Here is an 18,336-nt window from a genome sequence, read left to right on the forward strand (position 1 = left end):
TTTCATACAATTTTAGCTACGACGACGGCCATTGATGAAGAAAAATGGCTGATAAGCGTTGAAACTAGCGATTTTCCTGCAAAAAGACAAGTTTTCACAGGCGTACTAAGCGTGATCATCATTAGATATCTGGTTCGGGAAACGCTCAAAAGCCAGCTGGCTATCCTGTTTATCCTGCTACTCATCTTCTTTTGCCAGAAGTTAGTCAGGATCCTGGGAGCCGCGGTGGATGGCGAAGTGCCGACAAACCTGGTTCTGACACTGTTAGGACTCGGCGTGCCTGAAATGGCACAACTTATACTGCCCTTAAGTCTGTTTCTGGCGATCCTGATGACGCTGGGACGGCTTTACACGGAAAGTGAAATTACCGTGATGCACGCCTGCGGCCTGAGTAAGGCTGTGCTGGTTAAAGCGGCGATGGTATTGATGCTGTTTACCTCGCTGGTGGCGGCGGTGAACGTTATCTGGCTCGGCCCCTGGTCATCCCGTTATCAGGATGAGGTAACGCAGAACGCCAAAGCGAACCCGGGAGCCGCGGCGATGGCCGCTGGCCAGTTCCAGACCTCCAGCGACGGCAGCGCCGTGCTGTTTGTCGAGGATGTAAAGGGCAACCAGTTTGGCAACGTTTTCCTGGCGCAGCTGCGGCCTAAAGGCAATGCGCGTCCGTCGGTGGTGCTGGCTGACAGCGGCCACATGGAGCAGCGTAAAGATGGTTCGCAGGTGGTGACGCTGGATAAGGGTACCCGCTTTGAGGGCACGGCCCTGCTGCGTGACTTCCGCATTACCGACTTCACCAACTATCAGGCGATTGTGGGCTATAAGGCGGCGACGCTCGATCCGAATGATGCAGAGCAGTCGAGCTTTACCGGCCTGTTCAGCAACAACACGCCTGAGTTTAAGGCCGAGCTGCACTGGCGTCTGACGCTGGTGTTCGCGGTGCTGGTGATGGCGCTGATGGTGGTGCCGCTCAGCGTGGTGAACCCCCGTCAGGGACGCGTGCTGTCGATGCTGCCTGCGATGCTGCTCTATCTGATCTTCTTCCTGCTGCAGAGTTCGCTGAAGTCGAGCGGAGCAAAAGGCCGCCTCGATCCGGGTGTGTGGATGTGGGTGGTGAATATCAGCTATCTGCTGCTGGCGATAGTGCTTAACCTGTGGGATACGGTGCCGATGCGTCGGGTTCGCGCCCGCTTTACACGCGGAGGGTCAGTCTGATGTTTCGCGTTCTTGACCGTTATATCGGTAAAACGATTTTCAATACGATAATGCTGACGCTGTTCATGCTGGTGTCGCTTTCCGGCATCATCAAGTTCGTCGATCAGCTGCGTAAGACCGGGCAGGGGAGCTACAGCGCGCTGAGCGCCGGCTATTACACCCTGCTGAGCGTACCCAAAGATATTGAGATTTTCTTCCCGATGGCGGCCCTGCTGGGTGCACTGCTGGGACTGGGCGCGCTGGCGCAGCGCAGTGAGCTGGTGGTGATGCAGGCGGCGGGCTTTACCCGCATGCAGGTGGCGCTGTCGGTGATGAAAACGGCGATTCCGCTGGTGCTGCTGACCATGGCGATCGGGGAATTTGTGGCGCCGTCAGGCGAGCAGATGGCGCGTAACTACCGGGCGCAGCAGCTTTACGGCGGCGCACTGGTGTCGACGCAGAATGGTCTGTGGGCGAAGGATGGCAACAACTTCATCTTTATTGAGCGCATTAAAGGCGACAATGAGATTGACGGCGTCAGCATCTATAACTTTACCGATCAGCGCCGTTTACAGAGCGTGCGTTATGCGGCGACGGCGACCTGGGATAAAGACAAAAAGCGCTGGATACTGTCACAGGTCGATGAGTCGAACCTGACCGATCCGAAGCAGATTACCGGCTCACAGAGTCTGAGCGGCGAGTGGAAAACCAATCTGACGCCCGACAAGCTGGGCGTGGTGGCGCTCGACCCGGATGCGTTATCGATTCGCGGTCTCTATAACTACAGTAAGTATCTGAAGCAGAGCGGCCAGGAGTCAGGACGTTACCGGCTGAATATGTGGAGCAAGATTTTCCAGCCGCTGTCGGTGGCGGTGATGATGCTGATGGCGCTGTCGTTTATTTTCGGTCCGCTGCGCAGCGTGTCGATGGGGGTACGGGTCGTGACCGGTATCAGCTTCGGCTTCCTGTTCTACGTGCTGGATCAGATTTTCGGCCCGCTGAGTCTGGTTTACGGACTGCCGCCGGTGCTGGGGGCGATTCTGCCAAGCTTTGCGTTCTTTGCGATCAGTATGTTTATGCTGATTAAGCGGCGCTAAGCACCGTGAATGAAAAAAGGCCGCCTCTCAGGGCGGCCTTTTTTATGGCGGGCGCCGTGCGCCCCTTTGTTCGCCCGGCCGTCTGAGGCACCCCTCTATGACCTCATCCAGTCGTTAATCAACGCACCATACAACAGCTCCGCTTCCGCTAACCGGCTCAGCAGGCAATATTCATCGGTCTGGTGAGCCATGGATGGCTCGCCGGGACCAAGGATAATGCAGGGCGGCGTACCCAGTGCGGGCAACAACAGTGACGCATCAGTAAAATAGGGCACAATGCGCGGCGTTAGCGGAGCGTCATGTAACGCCTGACAATGCTGATAAACGGAATGAATCCAGGCGTGATTCTCTTCGCTCAGCACGGCCGGCAGATCCACCAGCGTCGTCACCGTTACGCTCTCTCCCAGTAAGGTTGTCAGTTGCTGTCGGATGGTGGCGTGCTGCAGATTGGGTGCGCTGCGGATATCCACATCAAATTGGGTGCGATCGGGCACAGAGTTAATGTTCAGGCCGCCTGAAATGCGTCCGACGTTAACGGTCGGCTGCTTCATCAGCGGATGTGGCGCGCCAGGCGAGAAGTGCTGGATCCTGCCCAGAGCCTCCGCCGCCAGATAAATGGCATTAATGCCCAGTTCCGGCATCGCGCCATGGGCCGTTTTCCCGCGCGTTTCACAGCGTAGCCAGAGTGCGCCTTTATGGCCGATAACCGGATAGTTGGCGGTGGGCTCGCCGACAATCAATGCGCCGACATCGGGCAGGTCAGCGGCAGCAATCAGCGCCCGCGCGCCGTCACAGCCCGTCTCCTCCCCGCCGGTGATCATCAGCACGACGCCGGAGCCCTGCTGAATCGCCTGCTGATGCGTCACGCAGGCCACAGCAAAAGCCGCGACAGCGGCCTTCATGTCACTCGAACCGCGACCGTAAAGCCGGTCACCCACGATTTCACCAAACGGATCGAACTGCCAGTCAGCATTGCCGAGCGGGACCGTATCCAGATGGCCGGTAAACGCCAGCTGCGGGCCGGGCTGACGGCCAGGGAGACGGGCAATCAGGTTCAGGCGATTTTCACCGAAGGGGGACAGGGTGACCTCAAAGCCCCGTTCCGCCAGCCACTCTGCCAGAAAGTGCATACAGGCCGCTTCGTTGCCCGGGGGATTAATGGTGTCAAAGCGCAACAGCTGCTGCGCCAGCGTCTGGCTCTGGCTCATCATCCGCGCACCGTTAACCAGTCCAGGCAGTTGATCCACAGCTGGCGGTAACCCGGCCACTGAGCAAATTCCTGCGGCAGCCAGTGCGCAGACATATCGCTGGTCCAGACCAGTGAGCGACCCTGCTGATACTCGCGCACCGCCAGCAGCGGATGTGAGGTGCCGGCGATGGTCGCCAGCAGTTTACCTTCCGGGTGCATCTCCACTTCGTTATAGCCCAGTAGCCATGGCCAGTCGTCTGGCATACCGGCGAACAGCGCGTGAGATTCGGTCACGCAGGGATAAACGCCTTCGGGCGTTTCGATGCGATCATCCCAGGCCAGGCAGCGCACCGGCAGGACGTTCTCGACCGCCGTGTTGCGATAGCGCGCGCCGCCATTGATACCCTGAAAACTGAAGTAGCCGCCAATCATCATCAGCGCGCCGCCCGCCGCCACATAGTCGTGGATCAGCGTCAGGCGATTTGCCGTGCGCTGGCTCTTCAGCCAGGTATCCGGGTGCAGCAGCAACGTATTGGCGCCGATGTCGGACAGAATGATCGCATCCCACTGCTGAAGCCCGTCCGGGGTTAAAGGAAAGTCGGTGGCGGCAGCATGGGCGGGCATGTAGGTGATGGCATAATCGCTGTCGGCCAGCGCCGCCATAAAGTCGGTCGCGCCATTATGCCAGGTGGCGGTGGCAAACTGATCGAAGCCTTTGACGTGAACAGACGTGCTGGTCCAGGACTCGCCGACCAGTAAAATTTTCTTCTGCATTCAGGTTCTCCCTTACCCACCAAAAACGCGCTGTGGGTTAGCAATCAGTAAGGTTTCAAGTTGTTCGCCGCTGACGCCATGGCGTTTCAGGCGCGGGACAAAATGTTTAAGGATGTAGCCATAGCCGTGACCGCCGTAGCGGGTCAGCATGGTTTTCAGGAACACGTCCTGCGACAGCAAAATCTGTTCGATAAAGCCGTCATCGATCAGCTCGCGAATGGCGCGGGCATTCTCCTCATCGGACGGTGACTGCGCGGTCTCATCGGCGTAGTAATAGCTCATGCCGATCATGTCATATTCCAGAAAGGCGCCGCGCTGTGCCAGATCGCGCTGGTAGCGCTTATCGGCAAAGCTGGGGTTCATGTGGCACAGCACCACATGACGCAGGTCAGCGCCTTCTTCTTCCAGGATATCCAGCACCCGATGACCTAAGCGCTCCCAGCCGGGCAGATGCACCTCAACCGGCACCCGTGTCGCGGCACTGGCGCGGCCCGCCGCCCGCAGGGATTTCTCCTCGTCAGGGGTAAAGCGGCTGGACACACCGATTTCGCCGATCAGGCCAGCCAGCACCTCGGGTTTCTCCTCTCTGCCGCCCAGGTCGTAAATCAGCCTGTCAGCGAGTGCGTCGATGCTGATCGATTTGACCCAGTCGGGATGTGAGGGCTCCAGATACAGCCCGGTGCTCATGATGATGTTCAGCCCGGTCAGGCGCGCGATGCGCTGCAGCGCTTTCGGGTCACGGCCAATGCCGATATTGGTGGGATCCACCACCGTCTCGCCGCCCAGTGCCCGGAACTTCATCAGCTCTTCAATCGCCAGATCCACATCAAACAGCTGACAGTTATCGCGGCTGATCAGCGGATTAAGCGACAGCTCGCCCAGGTTTTCGATGCTGACCGGCATTTCCGCCAGGTGACGCTCGCCACAGCAGCAGGGCGGAACCCACTTGCCGGAGGCATCCAGCAGAATGTGCTCGTGCATCAGCGTCACGCCCATCTCACTCACCGGCAGCGGGCCAAGGACGGTCATCACATAGCCGCTGTTGCTGCCCAGCGGCAGCGGATCGGGATGACGAAAAATAGAGTGTTTCATCAGCTATCCTTTCGCCGCCGATCGCGTCGGGTTGAGAATGCGGGTGTTGAGCCAGATGGCCAGCAGAATAATCGTACCGGTGGCGATCTGCGTGTAAAACGGGGAGATATGCGACAGAATCAGGCCGTTCTGTATGATGGCAATCGACAGTGCGCCGAGCAGCGTGCCGATAACGGTTCCGAAGCCGCCAAACAGGCTGGTACTGCCCAGCACCACCGCCGCGATCACCTGCAACTCGAAGCCTTCGCCCTGGTTGGAGGAGCCGCTGCCCAGACGCGCGGTGATGATCATGCCCGCCAGCGCCGCCGCCATACCGCTGAGGATGTAGACCTTCATGGTTACGGCTTTGGTGTTAATGCCGCTCCGGCGCGCGCCTTCCGCATTCGCGCCAATCGCCGTGACATAGCGACCAAAACGCATATGATTCAGCGCGATATGGCCGACGATCAGCGCCACGATGCCAATCAGCGCGGGCATTGGCACGCCCAGTACCCAGGCGCGGCCCATTAAAGCGAACGGGCTGTCGGCAGGGATGGGAATGGAGTAGCCCTGGGTAATCAGCAGCGCCACGCCGCGCACCACCGCCAGGGTCGCCAGCGTGACGATAAAGGCCGGAATGCCTTCGTAAGCGATAAAGAAGCCGTTAATGGCCCCCACCAGCGCGCCCAGCAGCAAGCCGCCCAGCAACACCACCGGCCAGGGCAGGCCCCAGTTATTCAGCGCGATAGCGGAAAGGGCGCCGACCAGCGCCAGCGTCGATCCTACGGAAAGATCGATCCCGCCCGTGGTGATCACCAGCGTCATCGCCGTGGCGACAATCAGCAGCGGCGCGCTCTGGCGAATGATATTCAGCCAGTTAGCACTGCTGAGGAAGTTGCCGGTGATCAGGGAAAAGACCACGCAGCAGAACACGAAAAACAGCGCGATGCTCACCACGCCAGAGTGGTTGTGCAGCAGACGACGCGGCAGCGAGTGCTGTGTCATACGGGAACTGCTCAGATTCATAATAGTCATCCTGTTACCTCGCTCAGTGCACGGCGGCCGAGCGGGCGACAAACTTCTCACCCACGATCAAATTGACGATCTCGGTCAGATCCGTTTCGGCCACGCGGCGCTCCGCCACATTGGTGCCTTCGTACATCACCATGATGCGATCGCACACCAGGAAGAGATCCTGTAAGCGATGGGTGATCAGGATGACGCTCACGCCCCGTGCCGACACCCGGCGGATCAGCTCCAGCACCGCCTCCACTTCGGCGACGGCCAGCGCGGCGGTGGGTTCATCCATAATCAGTACCTTGGGATCGAAGGCGGCAGCGCGTGCAATGGCAATCGCCTGGCGCTGCCCGCCGGATAAGTTGCGCACCAGCAGCCGGGTATCCGGGATAGAAATTCCCAGTCCTTTCAGCATTTCCCGCGCGTCAGTGTGCATTTTTTCTTCGTCCAGAAACGGGATGCCGAAAATGGACTTCATCGGTTCACGTCCCATAAACAGGTTGCCTGCCACATCGACGGTGTCGCACAGCGACAGGTCCTGATACACCATCTCGATATGGCAGCGGCGCGAATCCGCCGGGTTAGAGAAATGCTGCTCTTCACCATCAATACGAATCGTGCCGCTGGTCGGGACGACCGCACCTGACAGCACCTTAGTCAGCGTGGATTTTCCCGCGCCGTTATCGCCCACCAGACCCAGCACTTCACCCGGAGCCAGTTGCAGGTTGACGCCCTGCAGAGACCGGATTGCGCCATAAGTCTTGGTAATATTCACCATCTCTACCCGTGTCAGGGCAGTGTGTGCCTGCTGCATATGATTACTCCCATCACCACTAACGGGACCGTTACTCTGCATGTAAAAAGGGGCTATCCGGCACGGTTTACGCCCTTGTAAACCGGTTTACCTGCAGGATAAACCCTTTGTCACAACACACAGAACAACACGCTACACGATATTTGTTTGCCGGGTGAGACAGTGCAGCTTCCGTGCCAGTCTGTGACCCGGCGTGGCACTTAGGATCTAACTCACTGTAATACAGCACATTTGCCGTTTGACTTCTGGTAAACCGGTTTACTGAACAGAAACCGGCAAAATAAAGGCGCTCACTTTTTGCGCCACTATTGTGCGCTTTTGCGCCATTCTGGGTCGTGGTTAACGGATCCGTATCGAGTCGCGCGCCACCCATTCAACCTGCAGACGGGTTTCGGCGGGGACGGGGAGGTCATCATTCAGGATACGCAACATGATCTCTACGGCCGTGCGGCCCAGTTCACGTGCGGGCTGGCGGATGGTGGATATACGCGGCTGGGTGAAGTCAGCATAGGTGGCGTCATCAAAGCCCACCAGCGACAGCGCGTCGGGCGCGCTGAGTCCGCGCGCGCGCAGGCCATCCATCAATCCCAGTACCAGAAAATCGCTGGCGGCAAAGACGGCGGTGGGGCGCTCTGCGCGGCTGAACAGCTGTTCCAGCGCCTGTTTACCGAACTCACGCTGGTATTCGCCGTACATCACCCATTCGGGCGGGACACGCAGGCCAGCCTGCTCCATTGCGGTGCAGAACCCCTGGTAGCGTTCGCGTACACTCATCAGTTCCGCCGGGCCGCCGACAAAGGCGATATCCCGATGACCCGCAGCAATCAGATTTTCGGTAGCCATCCGTCCACCCTGAACGTTGTCGGCAAACACCTTAGGCACGACGCTGCCAGGGATGTCCTCATCCAGCAGCACGATGCGCTGGTGGCGGTTAATCTCTTTGCGTAACAGACCGTTATCAGGATGGTTGGTGGTAAACAGCAGGCCATCCACCTGGCAGGTATCCAGCCAGCGGATAAACTGACTCTCTTTGTCCGGATGGTTGCGGGTAATACAGAGTACCAGGCTGTAGCCATGGGCAGAGGCGGCTTCTTCGGCGGCATCTGCCAGTTCGGCAAAGAAGGGATTGGTAATATCGGGCAGCACCAGCCCCAGGGTTTCGCTGCCGCCCTTGCTCAGGCGACGCGCCAGGCTGTTACCGCGATAATCCAGCTGACGAATCGCCGCTTCAATGCGATCAATCGTCTCCTGCGGCAGCATAATGCTTTGATTCATATAGCGGGATACGGTCGCTTTAGAGAGCCCGGCCAGCGCTGCCACATCCGATAACAGCACCCGTTTTTTACTCATATCACCTGCCATCTTGCCCGGAATCGGCTATCAGTAACACAGTTGCGCGCAGCGGAGACAGTTTTTCCATGCCCGCTGACGATAAAATAATCGCTTGACAAAATTTAGCCAGAAGCGAATGTTAAAGGCAGTTTACCGCACGACCCGGGAGTCACTCCCAAACCCGATTAATTCCTTTCACACGTGCACCATAATGGACGGTGTGCAGAAAGTCGATTATTCAGGTTCTGGCTGAAGCAGCCATTCAGACGATATTTGCCCGCCAACACTATTCCCTCTGCATTTTAATGCGGAGATCAACTGGTTATCGCTCATTCCCGACGAGGAATTTTAAGATGATGGCATTTAACACCAGAAAACTGCGTGCTGTTGCGCTGGCAACCGGCTTACTGTCTGCGGGTTCATTATTTTCACTGGCAAAAGCCGCCCCCACTTATGCGCTGGTTCAGATCAATCAGCAGGCCCTGTTTTTTAATCAGATGAATAATGGCGCCCAGGAAGCAGCGAAAGCCAGCGGTAAAAATTTAGTGATCTTTAACGCCAACGATAATCCAGTGTCTCAAAACGACGCCATTGAAACCTATATTCAGCAGGGTGTGAAGGGCATTATGGTGGACGCGATTGACGTCAACGGCATTATGCCAGCGATTAAAGAAGCGGCCGCCGCCAGAATACCGGTTATTGCGATTGATGCGGTATTACCGGCGGGCCCACAGGCGGCACAGGTGGGCGTGGATAACCTGGAAGGCGGCAAAATTATTGGTCACTATTTTGTCGACTACGTGGCGAAAAATATGGGCGGCAAAGCGCGACTGGGCATTGTGGGCGCGCTGAATTCAGCCGTGCAGAACCAGCGTCAGAAGGGGTTTGAAGAAACCATCAAAAGCAATCCGGGCATCACCGTCGCGGATGTGGTTGATGGCCAGAACGTGCAGGATACGGCGATGACGGCGGCAGAAAACCTGATCACCGGTAACCCGGATTTAACCGCTATCTACGCGACCGGCGAGCCGGCACTGCTGGGCGCGATTGCGGCGGTGGAAAACCAGGGCCGCCAGAAAGAGATCAAAGTCTTTGGCTGGGATCTGACGTCCAAAGCCATCAGCGGGATTGATGGCGGTTATGTCACGGCTGTCCTGCAACAGGATCCGAAAAAGATGGGTGAAGAGGCGGTAAAAGCCCTGAACGCGATTACCGCAGGCAAAACCGTGCCGAAAACCATTCTGGTTCCGGCCACGGTGGTGACCAAAGCCAACGTGGACAGTTATCGCGCAATGTTTAAATAACCGCTGGCTCGCCGCCTGACTGGAGCAGCGCGGCGAGTTCCTCTGCGGTGGGGAAGGCCTGACGTGTCCCGTGACGGCTGACAGTCAGCGCCGCAGCCTGACTGGCATGCGTCAGTGCTAATGCATCGATTTCCCCCCCGCGCCGGATCGCGGAAGCCAGCATCACGGCAAGAAAGGTATCGCCTGCGCCGGTAGTATCTGTGGCATGAACGGGTTGCGCCGGACAAAACGTTCGCTGGTCGCCCTGCGTCAGCCAGGCGCCCGCACTGCCCAGTGTGGTCACTAACGTTTTCACTGCGCGGGGCTGCAGCTGCTGCGCTTCGTGCTGATTGACCACGGCGATATCGACCAGCGACCAGCATGAGGCAAAAGCGGCGTGCACGGGTGAGGGGTTAAATACGGTTATCAGGCCGCAGGATTTGGCCAGGCTGAACAGCGCATGGGTTTTTTCAGGCGAGAAATTGCCCTGCTGCACCAGCAGATCGCCCGGACGCGCGCTGGCCAGATGGTGGCTAAGCGTAGTGATATCCAGCGCATCTGCCGCCGATGTACTGGTAATAATGGCGTTATCGCCATCGGCGCTGTGCAGAATAAGCGAGGTGTCGCTCAACGCGGTCATGGGCTGCGTGGGCAGTAACGTCACGGGCTCGTTCATGAGCTGCTGACGGATCCATTTTCCTTTGCTGTCGTGACCGGTCGCGGCAATTAAACAGGTTTCAATGCCGCAACGGGATAACACTATCGCCTGATTCGCGCCTTTTCCGCCGATATCCTGCGATCGCTGATAACCGTGAACAGAGGCGCCCTTAGCCGGAATATCGGTAACAGACCAGGTTTCATCGACAGTAATATTTCCAGCCACATAAACACGCATAGTGTTTTCCCGAACAGGATAAAGAAGCGATGGTTGCTATATCAGCAGGAAAAATTGATGCAATACAAGCGATATTTTCACGCCCTAAAGCGGTTATTGGCGTCATTCACTGTGACCCCTTCCCGGGCTCACCAAAATATCGGGGCAAACCTGTCAGCGCGATAATTGATCGCGCATTACGCGATGCGGAAAATTATATTGCTGGCGGGGTTCACGGCCTGATTGTGGAAAATCATGGCGATATTCCTTTTTCAAAACCTGAGGATATTGGCCCGGAAACGCCGGCGCTGATGGCGGTGATTACGGAAAAAGTGCGGGAGCGTTTCGGCGTGCCGCTGGGCATTAACGTGCTGGCGAATGCCGCGCTGCCTGCCTTTGCCACCGCGCTGGCGGGCGGGGCGGATTTTATCCGCGTCAATCAGTGGGCGAATGCTTATATCGCCAACGAAGGCTTTATTGAAGGGGCTGCCGCGAAAGCGCTGCGCTACCGTAGCCAGCTGCGGGCCGAACATATCCGGGTATTCGCCGACAGCCATGTTAAACACGGCAGCCACGCGATAGTGGCCGATCGCTCCATTCGGGAACTGACCCGCGATGTCGACTTCTTCGAAGCGGATGCGGTTATCGCCACCGGACAACGCACCGGCGACAGCGCCACGCTGGAGGAAATCGACGAGATCCGCGCTGCCACCACCTTACCGCTGCTGGTGGGATCGGGCGTGACGCCCGCCAACGTCTGCCAGATTCTGGCGCGCACGCAGGCCGTGATCGTGGCCAGTGCGCTCAAAGTCGATGGCGTCTGGTGGAACGATGTGGATCGGGAGAGGGTAAAAGCGTTTATGGCGGTCGCGCAGCCTGCGCTGGAGCAGCCATAACCGCCCTTTATTGCCTGACGCAGAGATCAAAAAACCCCGCAGGGAGGCGAGGTTTTTTGGGTACGTCAGCCCAGCCAGCCTTTCACCACCGGCAGCACGGCGGGAAGCTGCGACAGCAGGTAGAGGATCAGCCCGATGGTGCCACCCACCAGCGTCCCGTTGATGCGGATAAACTGCAGATCCTTACCGATGTTCAGCTCTATCTGCTGCGACATATCCCGCGCATCCCAGCTTTTCACCGTGTCGCTGATATGGCGCGTCAGGAAGCGGGCAAACTCCGGCGCGACGCTGCGGGCGGCCTGCTCCAGGTGCTGATTCATTGAGTCGCGCAGCGCCGGGTCGGCGGCCAGGGTTTCGCCCAGCCAGCGTGCCGCATCGCCTATTTTCGCCTGCACGCGCGACTCTTCGCTGCTGAAATCTGCCTTGAGCCAGCTGCGCATATCATTCCAGAGCTCGCCGATGTAGCGGTTGAAGGAGGCATCCTCTTTCAGCCAGCCTTTGATCTCGTCGGCGCGGGCCGCCATTTCCGGGTCGCTCTGCAGCTTCACGATGAGCTTCTCAACCGCCCGGTTAAAGCCCAGCCGCAGCTCATGGCCCTGATCCAGCGCCACATCATCCAGCAGGGAGTCCACCGCGTTCGCCACCAGTTCTGCGCTGTGCTCGCCCAGCCACTCGGTCGGCAGCATTTTCGCCTTGATGGGATGCTCGCGCTTCAGCCAGCGCACCAGCTGGTTAGCGATAAATTCCCGGGTGGTGGGTTTGTGCAGCAGCTTCAGCAGCTGGTCGATTGCCGCGTCCAGCAGCGCCTGGTGACGATTGTTCTTCGTCAGGCTTTCCAGCACCAGGGCACTGGTCTGGCTAAGATCGACTTTGTCGATAGCGCGATGCACCGCACGACGCATAAAGGTCTGGATGCGGGTGTCATCGGTCAGATCCAGGAAGCCGCGCATCACCTGCAGCAGATGGCGGCCCACGCGGTCGGCGTTACCTGGCGCATTGAGCCACTGCGCCAGCAGGGTGGAGGGATCGTAGCGGCGGATCAGATTCAGCAGCGAATCGGTATCCAGAAACTTCTCCTGCACAAAGCGCCCGAGATTCTCACCGATGCGATCTTTGTTGCGCGGAATAATGGCCGTATGGCGGGCAATAAATGGCACCGGCACGCGGCGAAACAGCGCCACCACCGCAAACCAGTCGGCCAGTGCACCGACCATCGCGGCTTCCGCTATGGCTTTGATGCCGCTGACGTAAAAGCTGGGCGGCAGAAACAGTGTGACGACAAAGGTGAGGGCGGCCAGCAGCAGCAGCGAGAGCGCCAGGCGTTTGGTCCGTTTGAGTTCGCGTTGTTTATCCATATCCTGATCTTAGCAGTTTGCCTGCTTAACAGGTCAACGTTCTCCTCTCCCGGTCGAAAAGTGCAGTTAAGTCTGGCACGGATTTATGCGGTCTTAACCGGACGGGCGAGGCGCTGACCAGACTGTTCCTAAAAACTAATCACCTTAAAAATTACCACTCTGATAAACAGTTACGGCGGTGTACATTCCGCAGGCAGTCTCCTTACGTTGACACACCCTATCCATGGAACCAGACCAGGAGAATTCACGTGAAAGCAATCGCAACGGCAACCGCCAGTCTGTTGATGTTAATGAGTGGTATCGGCGCGCATGCAGAAGGGCTGACCACCTCTGCCGATGGAAAAAATCTGACCGTCAGCTTCGGCAAGCCCACCATTAAGCAGGTCCTGCATTACCGTAAAATGTACGACAAAAAACCCTTTCCCGATGCCGAAATTTATTACTACGACAACGGCACCTATAAAATCATCTCGCAGGGTGAAAACCATTACGGCGTCTACGTGATGCAGGGCAGTTTCGATGATGAGACCTTCACGGTGCGCTTTATCTCGCTGCCCTCCAGCGACTGGGGTAACAAGACCGCCTTCCATCAGCTGACCTTTGTGCGCGGCGATAAGCAGAATGTGTTTATCCAGAACGCGATTGTCGATACCGGCGAAGCGATTGCCCAGCAGAACGGCACCTACACGCAGGAAAAGAACACGGTCACCAACCCGGTCTCCACCCACTGGAAACATCAGTAGCGTTAAGGTGGCAGCCCGGCTGCCACCCACCTTTAGCGGCGACGACCGCCAAACAGGCTGCCCAGCACGCCGCGAATGATCTGGTGAGTAATCTGACGCCCGGCGCTCTTCGCCATGGTCTGCACCACACCATCCCGCTTGCCGCCGCGCGGACCGGTGCTGCCAAACAGGATCTCTTTTAATCCCCCCAGAATCCCGTCATCGACCGCCACCGCGTTACCTTTGGCTTCAGGCGCATTGGCCTTGTCACTGGCGGCCTGCACGCCCTGTTGCAGCCGTTCATAAGCCGATTCCCGATCGATGTCCGTGTCATATTTGCCATACAGCGGCGAATGGTTGATCAGACCGTTGCGCTCATCGCCTGTCACCGGACCCATGCGCGAACCAGGCGCAATCACCATGGCGCGCTCGACGACCGACGGACTGCCTTTGGCATCCAGGAAGGAGATGAGTGCTTTGCCGGTGCCGAGTGCCTGAATGGCCTCTGCGCTGTCAAAAGCCGGATTGGCGCGCAGGGTCTCTGCGGCGGTTTTCACCGCCTTCTGATCTTTGGGGGTGAAGGCGCGCAGGGCGTGCTGTACGCGGTTGCCAAGCTGGCCCAGCACCCGATCCGGGATATCCGACGGGTTCTGGGTAACAAACCAGACGCCGACCCCTTTGGAGCGGATCAGGCGCATCACCTGTTCGATCTTCTCCAGCAGCACCGGCGGCGCGTCGGTAAACAGCAGGTGCGCCTCATCAAAAAAGAAGACCAGCTTAGGCTTATCCAGATCGCCCGCTTCCGGCAGACGCTCATACAGCTCTGACAGCAGCCACAGCAGGCTGGTGGCATAGAGTTTCGGCATCTGGTAGAGCTTTTCAGCGGAGAGGATGTTAATGACGCCTTTACCGTTGCTGTCGACGCGCATCCAGTCGGCGATATCCAGCATCGGTTCGCCAAAGAAGTGCTCTGCACCCTGTTGCTCCAGCGTCAGCAGACCGCGCTGAATCGCGCCGATCGAGGCGCTGTTGATATTGCCATACTGGGTCTGGAAGCTCTTCGCGTTATCACCGATGTACTGGGTCATGGCGCGCAGATCTTTAAAGTCCAGCAGCAGCAGGCCCTGATCATCGGCGATGCGGAAGATAATCTGCAGAACGCCGCTCTGCACCTCATTAAGGTTCAGCAGGCGCGCCAGCAGCAGCGGGCCGAGATCGGAGACGGTTGCCCGCACCGGATGGCCTTTCTCGCCGAAGATATCCCACAGCACCACCGGATTGCTCTGCGGCTGCCAGTCGGTGACGCCGATCTTCGCCAGTCTCTCCTGAAGCTTTTCGCCGGACTGACCGGCCATCGCCACGCCGGTTAAATCGCCTTTCACGTCGGCCATAAAGACAGGCACGCCGCTGGCGGAGAAGGACTCGGCCAGCTTCTGCAGCGTGACGGTTTTACCGGTGCCGGTTGCGCCGGTGATTAAGCCGTGGCGGTTCGCCATTTGCGGTAACAGATGGAGTTCGACGTCTGGCGTCCGGGCAATCAGTAGCGGAGATGTCATGATTTTCCTCTCTCGGGCAACGGGTTATGCCTGAAGGATAGCAAGCGAAGGGCAGGGAAGAGGAGAACAATTCGTCAAAAGCGAGGCCGTTGCGCTGTCCTGCAACGGCCTCGCTTTTACTGGTGTCATGTCAGGCAGGCTGCCATCCCTGCCGGGTTTTCTACTTCTGCACCTCTTCAAAATTGAGCAGGCTGACGCCGATACCCTGCTGCAGGCTCTTCAGGTTGCTGCGCACGGCGACCTGGGTTGCGCCCTGCAGCAGCAGAACAAACGGCGAATCCTGCTGGACGCGGGTCTGCAGGGCCGTGTAAAGGCTGCGACGTTTTGCGGCGTCACTCTCTCCGGCGGCGGCGCGGGTCTGCGCGCTGAGTTCAGGGATCGTCCAGCCGACGCGCCAGGCCAGGGTTTTGCCGCCGCCGGGCACGTTATAAGCAAAGGCGCTGGCGTTGGTGTTGGGATCGATGTAGTCCGCGCCCCAGTAGGAGAAGATCGCCTGGAAGTCACGGCTGCGCATTTTGCTCCACAGCTCAGATTCCGCCACCGGCTGAAGATCGAGCTGCACATCGGCTTTAGCGAAGCTCGCCTGCAGCGCCTGCGCCACGTCGATGTAAGGCGGCTGGTTGACCACCGTCAGCGCGATATGCGTGCCCGGTTTAATGCCGCCTTTCTGCAGAATTTCCTGTGCCTTTTTCAGATCGTAGTGGAACGGCGTGGTATTCAGGGTGCCGTCAAACCCATCCGGCAGGAAGCTCTGGTGAATACGGTACTGACCCTTCAGCAGCTGGTTCGCCAGGCTCTCATAGTCCACCAGCCAGCGCGCCGCCTGCCACAGCGCCGGATTGCCCAGCGCCGGTTGCTGCGGACTTTGGGTGTTAAAGCCGAGGTAGTAAACCAGGCTCGACGGGAAGGCCTCGACGCGCACCCCCGCCCTGTTCTTCAGCGCGGCGATCTGGTCCGGGCCGAGCTGATAGGCGACATCCACATCACCCTGCTGGATCAGCAGCCGGCGGCTGCCCGGATCGGCCACCCCTTTCAGCAGAACGCGCTTCAGATGCGGTTTTTGGGTGCTGTAGGGATTGGCCTCCAGCACCAGCGCCTGCAGCGGCACAAACTGCCTGATGGCGTAGGCGGCGCTGCCTGCCGAGTGCACCTTCAGCCAGCCGTTGCCGTAGTCATTGTTACTGGCGTGCTGCCGGACCAGCCTGCTGTCGACAATTGAGGCGACCGGCGCGGTCAGCAGGCGCAGCGCCAGGTCGCGACCAATCTCCGCCGGCCAGCGCAGCTCAAGCTGGTGGTCGCTGATCACCGTGAACTGCTGGTCGATATTTTCTGGCGTCCAGCCAAACTCCCCCAGAATAAAAGAGGGCGCTTTATTCAGCTTCACCGCGCGGGTTAAGGAGAACACCACATCCTGAGCGGTCAGCGGATTACCGCTGGCGAAGCGGGCCTGGGGATTAAGATCAAATACCAGACTATGCGGTGTTTTGCCCGCCTGCCAGCGGGTCGCGGCCAGCGGGGAGAGCTGCTGCGGATTGTGATGATCCGGCTCCAGCAGCATCTGGTAGATATTGCGCAGGCTGCTGTTGCTGACCGTTTCGAAACTTTCCGCCGGGTCAAAACTGATGATCCCATCCAGCGGAACGGCCACCACCAGCGTATCGGCGGGAGTGGCGGCGTGTGCGGAATGAACCAGAGTCAGCGCCGTTAACAGGGACAAAAGCGTTTTTCGCATAGAGAGGGTTATCCTGAGTCGGTAATGGCTCTACTCTAGCGGGCGTCCGATAATCTCAAAATGCCGGTTTGTTCTGAGCTTTGCACAAATAGTCGCGTCAGGTTCAGACGGACAGAAAGGCGAATATAATGGCGGATTGTGATTATTTCTTTAAGACTCTTTTCGCTCCGGAAATATTATTCCTGCTCACCGAAGCAAAAGCCTGTTATCTGTAACTGACCACCTGAAAAAAGCGGCCTGTTTAAAGCGTGGCGTGCAGGAAAGACAGCGAACAGGCAAGCGTAATCTTTTTTAACGATCAATGAGCGTGATAATGACAATATGAAAATATCCCGCCGCATAGCTGCCGGGTAATGGCTAATTAACCGATTTTTATCGCTTTTTCCCGGCATTACCCCTTCCGGTTATGCTTTTTTCTGCCCGCTGAATGGGTGCCGTGTGATAACCTTTTTCGGCTGTGACAGCGCGTAAATTTTAAATTTACATTCAGACACATTTATATCCCTAAGATTGTCAGGTCTTTAACCGATATATTTTCTTTGTCACCGATAGATAATTCTACCCGCCCTTAACCGTTCTGCCGTCGTCTGTGCCGTGTGCGTGAATACCGGCGGGGAATACCCCTCTGCGCATCGCCTTTCAGCGTCATCAGCGATTAAGAGGGGTATTCAGCAGATGAGAGTCGTGCGGATATGCTTTTAGAAAAACCCACCACCAGGCGTAAATTTTTGCTCGGTTCACTGCTGGCGCTGCCATTAAGTGAGCTGGTGTTAAAGGGCATCACGGCGGCACAGGCGGCAGAGATGGCGGCCCCCGAGTTAGCCGATTACAGGCCGATCTTTTTCAGTGCCGACGAGTGGCAGTTCATCCTGGCGGCCACCGATCGTCTGATCCCGGCAGGCGGCAAAGGCAAAGCGCCGGGCGCGCTGGAAACCAATGTGCCGATCTTTATCGATCAGCAGCTGCACAGCGAAGCCTTCGGCAGTGAGATCTACCTGCAGGGGCCTTTCAATACCCAGGCTCCCGTGACGCTGGGCTATCAGATCCCGTTCCGTCCCCAGCAGATCTACCAGACCGGCATAAAGCTGCTCAATCAGTGGTGCCATAACACCCATCAGAAAGCGTTTGCTGCGCTGACGCTGGAAGAGAAGGATGCAGTGCTGACGCAGGTGAATAAAAACCAGATCGACTTTGCCGCGCTGGGCGAAGCCGATCTCAGACCGTCACATTTCTTCAGCCAGCTGCTTTCCGATACCAAACATGGCTATCTGGCCGACCCGATGTATGGCGGCAATAAAGGGATGAAAGCCTGGATCGCCATCGGCTTCCCCGGCGCGCGTGCCAGCTTCACCGAGTGGGTGAAGCAGCACAATGTGCCTTATCCGCTCGGCCCGGTCAGCATCAAAGGTGAACGCGCCTGAGGCGCTTCCACA

Annotated in this window: 16 protein-coding genes; 6 read left to right on the plus strand and 10 right to left on the minus strand. The window is 58.0% G+C overall.

From position 1 onward, the window contains the following. Positions 1-111 precede the first annotated feature (111 nt). Both lptF and lptG read left to right on the plus strand, forming a co-directional pair. On the plus strand, positions 112-1,212 hold the full coding sequence (gene lptF / locus CKF42_RS04645) for an LPS export ABC transporter permease LptF (RefSeq protein WP_058957610.1): 1,101 nt from the start codon (positions 112-114) through the stop codon (positions 1,210-1,212). Beyond that, on the plus strand, positions 1,212-2,288 hold the full coding sequence (gene lptG, locus CKF42_RS04650; RefSeq protein WP_009092354.1) for an LPS export ABC transporter permease LptG: 1,077 nt from the start codon (positions 1,212-1,214) through the stop codon (positions 2,286-2,288). Before lptF ends, lptG begins: the two co-directional genes overlap by 1 nt. Before the next feature lie 95 nt (positions 2,289-2,383). On the opposite strand, the gene CKF42_RS04655 is transcribed toward lptG, so the two are convergent. The 6 genes from CKF42_RS04655 to CKF42_RS04680 all read right to left on the minus strand — a co-directional run bounded on the left by CKF42_RS04655 (position 2,384) and on the right by CKF42_RS04680 (position 8,515). Beyond that, positions 2,384-3,496, minus strand: a complete 1,113-nt coding sequence (locus tag CKF42_RS04655; RefSeq protein ID WP_111207691.1) for a M20 family metallopeptidase — start codon at positions 3,494-3,496, stop codon at positions 2,384-2,386. Next, positions 3,496-4,251: a glutamine amidotransferase gene (locus CKF42_RS04660; RefSeq protein WP_111207641.1), complete on the minus strand. Its 756-nt coding sequence runs from the start codon at positions 4,249-4,251 to the stop codon at positions 3,496-3,498. Before CKF42_RS04660 ends, CKF42_RS04655 begins: the two co-directional genes overlap by 1 nt. Positions 4,252-4,263: 12 nt before the next feature. After that, positions 4,264-5,343: a phosphotriesterase gene (locus CKF42_RS04665; RefSeq protein WP_111207642.1), complete on the minus strand. Its 1,080-nt coding sequence runs from the start codon at positions 5,341-5,343 to the stop codon at positions 4,264-4,266. A 3-nt stretch (positions 5,344-5,346) separates the two neighbouring features. Continuing rightward, complete coding sequence (locus tag CKF42_RS04670) at positions 5,347-6,348, minus strand: ABC transporter permease (protein WP_162484734.1); 1,002 nt, start codon at positions 6,346-6,348, stop codon at positions 5,347-5,349. A gap of 22 nt (positions 6,349-6,370) precedes the next feature. Next, positions 6,371-7,117 carry an ATP-binding cassette domain-containing protein gene (locus CKF42_RS04675; protein WP_199559858.1) on the minus strand — a complete coding sequence of 249 codons (747 nt, stop codon included), beginning with the start codon at positions 7,115-7,117 and terminating at the stop codon, positions 6,371-6,373. A 375-nt stretch (positions 7,118-7,492) separates the two neighbouring features. Further along, a complete protein-coding gene (locus CKF42_RS04680) occupies positions 7,493-8,515 on the minus strand; it encodes a LacI family DNA-binding transcriptional regulator (protein WP_111207644.1) in 1,023 nt (340 codons plus the stop codon). Between the two features lie 323 nt (positions 8,516-8,838). Between CKF42_RS04680 and CKF42_RS04685 the strand changes: the two genes are divergently transcribed. After that, the gene (locus CKF42_RS04685; protein WP_111207645.1) at positions 8,839-9,789 is read left to right on the plus strand and encodes a substrate-binding domain-containing protein; all 951 of its coding nucleotides are present in this window, start codon (positions 8,839-8,841) and stop codon (positions 9,787-9,789) included. Here CKF42_RS04685 and CKF42_RS04690 read toward each other — a convergent pair. Beyond that, positions 9,782-10,663: a ribokinase gene (locus CKF42_RS04690; protein WP_111207646.1), complete on the minus strand. Its 882-nt coding sequence runs from the start codon at positions 10,661-10,663 to the stop codon at positions 9,782-9,784. The genes CKF42_RS04685 and CKF42_RS04690 overlap by 8 nt on opposite strands. A 29-nt stretch (positions 10,664-10,692) precedes the next feature. On the opposite strand from CKF42_RS04690, the gene CKF42_RS04695 reads away from it, so the two are divergent. Further along, a complete protein-coding gene (locus CKF42_RS04695; protein WP_058957603.1) occupies positions 10,693-11,538 on the plus strand; it encodes a BtpA/SgcQ family protein in 846 nt (281 codons plus the stop codon). Between the two features lie 65 nt (positions 11,539-11,603). Here CKF42_RS04695 and CKF42_RS04700 read toward each other — a convergent pair whose 3' ends face one another. Beyond that, a complete protein-coding gene (locus tag CKF42_RS04700; protein ID WP_111207647.1) occupies positions 11,604-12,893 on the minus strand; it encodes a DUF445 domain-containing protein in 1,290 nt (429 codons plus the stop codon). Between the two features lie 248 nt (positions 12,894-13,141). Between CKF42_RS04700 and CKF42_RS04705 the strand changes: the two genes are divergently transcribed. After that, complete coding sequence (locus tag CKF42_RS04705) at positions 13,142-13,636, plus strand: hypothetical protein (protein WP_009092341.1); 495 nt, start codon at positions 13,142-13,144, stop codon at positions 13,634-13,636. Positions 13,637-13,668: 32 nt separating this feature from the next. Here CKF42_RS04705 and CKF42_RS04710 read toward each other — a convergent pair whose 3' ends face one another. Both CKF42_RS04710 and CKF42_RS04715 read right to left on the minus strand, forming a co-directional pair. Beyond that, positions 13,669-15,171, minus strand: a complete 1,503-nt coding sequence (locus tag CKF42_RS04710; protein ID WP_111207648.1) for a helicase HerA-like C-terminal domain-containing protein — start codon at positions 15,169-15,171, stop codon at positions 13,669-13,671. A gap of 160 nt (positions 15,172-15,331) precedes the next feature. Beyond that, positions 15,332-16,903, minus strand: coding sequence for an ABC transporter substrate-binding protein (locus CKF42_RS04715; RefSeq protein ID WP_111207649.1), 1,572 nt, complete (start codon positions 16,901-16,903; stop codon positions 15,332-15,334). A gap of 692 nt (positions 16,904-17,595) precedes the next feature. Here CKF42_RS04715 and CKF42_RS04720 point away from each other — a divergent pair. Beyond that, positions 17,596-18,324, plus strand: a complete 729-nt coding sequence (locus CKF42_RS04720) for a gluconate 2-dehydrogenase subunit 3 family protein (RefSeq protein ID WP_111207650.1) — start codon at positions 17,596-17,598, stop codon at positions 18,322-18,324. Positions 18,325-18,336: the final 12 nt, after the last annotated feature.

It is taken from the genome of Pantoea sp. ARC270, assembly GCF_003236725.1.
GTDB lineage: Bacteria > Pseudomonadota > Gammaproteobacteria > Enterobacterales > Enterobacteriaceae > Pantoea > Pantoea anthophila.

What these genes read in the sequence shown, in the direction of transcription:
- CKF42_RS04720 (WP_111207650.1), top strand. Translation starts at nt 17,596, where the DNA reads ATGCTTTTAGAAAAACCCACCACCAGGCGTAAATTTTTGCTCGGTTCA.
- CKF42_RS04695 (WP_058957603.1), top strand. Translation starts at nt 10,693, where the DNA reads ATGGTTGCTATATCAGCAGGAAAAATTGATGCAATACAAGCGATATTT.
- CKF42_RS04685 (WP_111207645.1), top strand. Translation starts at nt 8,839, where the DNA reads ATGATGGCATTTAACACCAGAAAACTGCGTGCTGTTGCGCTGGCAACC.
- CKF42_RS04715 (WP_111207649.1), bottom strand. Translation starts at nt 16,903, where the DNA reads ATGCGAAAAACGCTTTTGTCCCTGTTAACGGCGCTGACTCTGGTTCAT.
- CKF42_RS04690 (WP_111207646.1), bottom strand. Translation starts at nt 10,663, where the DNA reads ATGCGTGTTTATGTGGCTGGAAATATTACTGTCGATGAAACCTGGTCT.
- lptG (WP_009092354.1), top strand. Translation starts at nt 1,212, where the DNA reads ATGTTTCGCGTTCTTGACCGTTATATCGGTAAAACGATTTTCAATACG.
- CKF42_RS04665 (WP_111207642.1), bottom strand. Translation starts at nt 5,343, where the DNA reads ATGAAACACTCTATTTTTCGTCATCCCGATCCGCTGCCGCTGGGCAGC.
- CKF42_RS04675 (WP_199559858.1), bottom strand. Translation starts at nt 7,117, where the DNA reads ATGGTGAATATTACCAAGACTTATGGCGCAATCCGGTCTCTGCAGGGC.
- CKF42_RS04670 (WP_162484734.1), bottom strand. Translation starts at nt 6,348, where the DNA reads ATGAATCTGAGCAGTTCCCGTATGACACAGCACTCGCTGCCGCGTCGT.
- CKF42_RS04680 (WP_111207644.1), bottom strand. Translation starts at nt 8,515, where the DNA reads ATGGCAGGTGATATGAGTAAAAAACGGGTGCTGTTATCGGATGTGGCA.
- CKF42_RS04700 (WP_111207647.1), bottom strand. Translation starts at nt 12,893, where the DNA reads ATGGATAAACAACGCGAACTCAAACGGACCAAACGCCTGGCGCTCTCG.
- CKF42_RS04655 (WP_111207691.1), bottom strand. Translation starts at nt 3,496, where the DNA reads ATGAGCCAGAGCCAGACGCTGGCGCAGCAGCTGTTGCGCTTTGACACC.
- CKF42_RS04660 (WP_111207641.1), bottom strand. Translation starts at nt 4,251, where the DNA reads ATGCAGAAGAAAATTTTACTGGTCGGCGAGTCCTGGACCAGCACGTCT.
- CKF42_RS04710 (WP_111207648.1), bottom strand. Translation starts at nt 15,171, where the DNA reads ATGACATCTCCGCTACTGATTGCCCGGACGCCAGACGTCGAACTCCAT.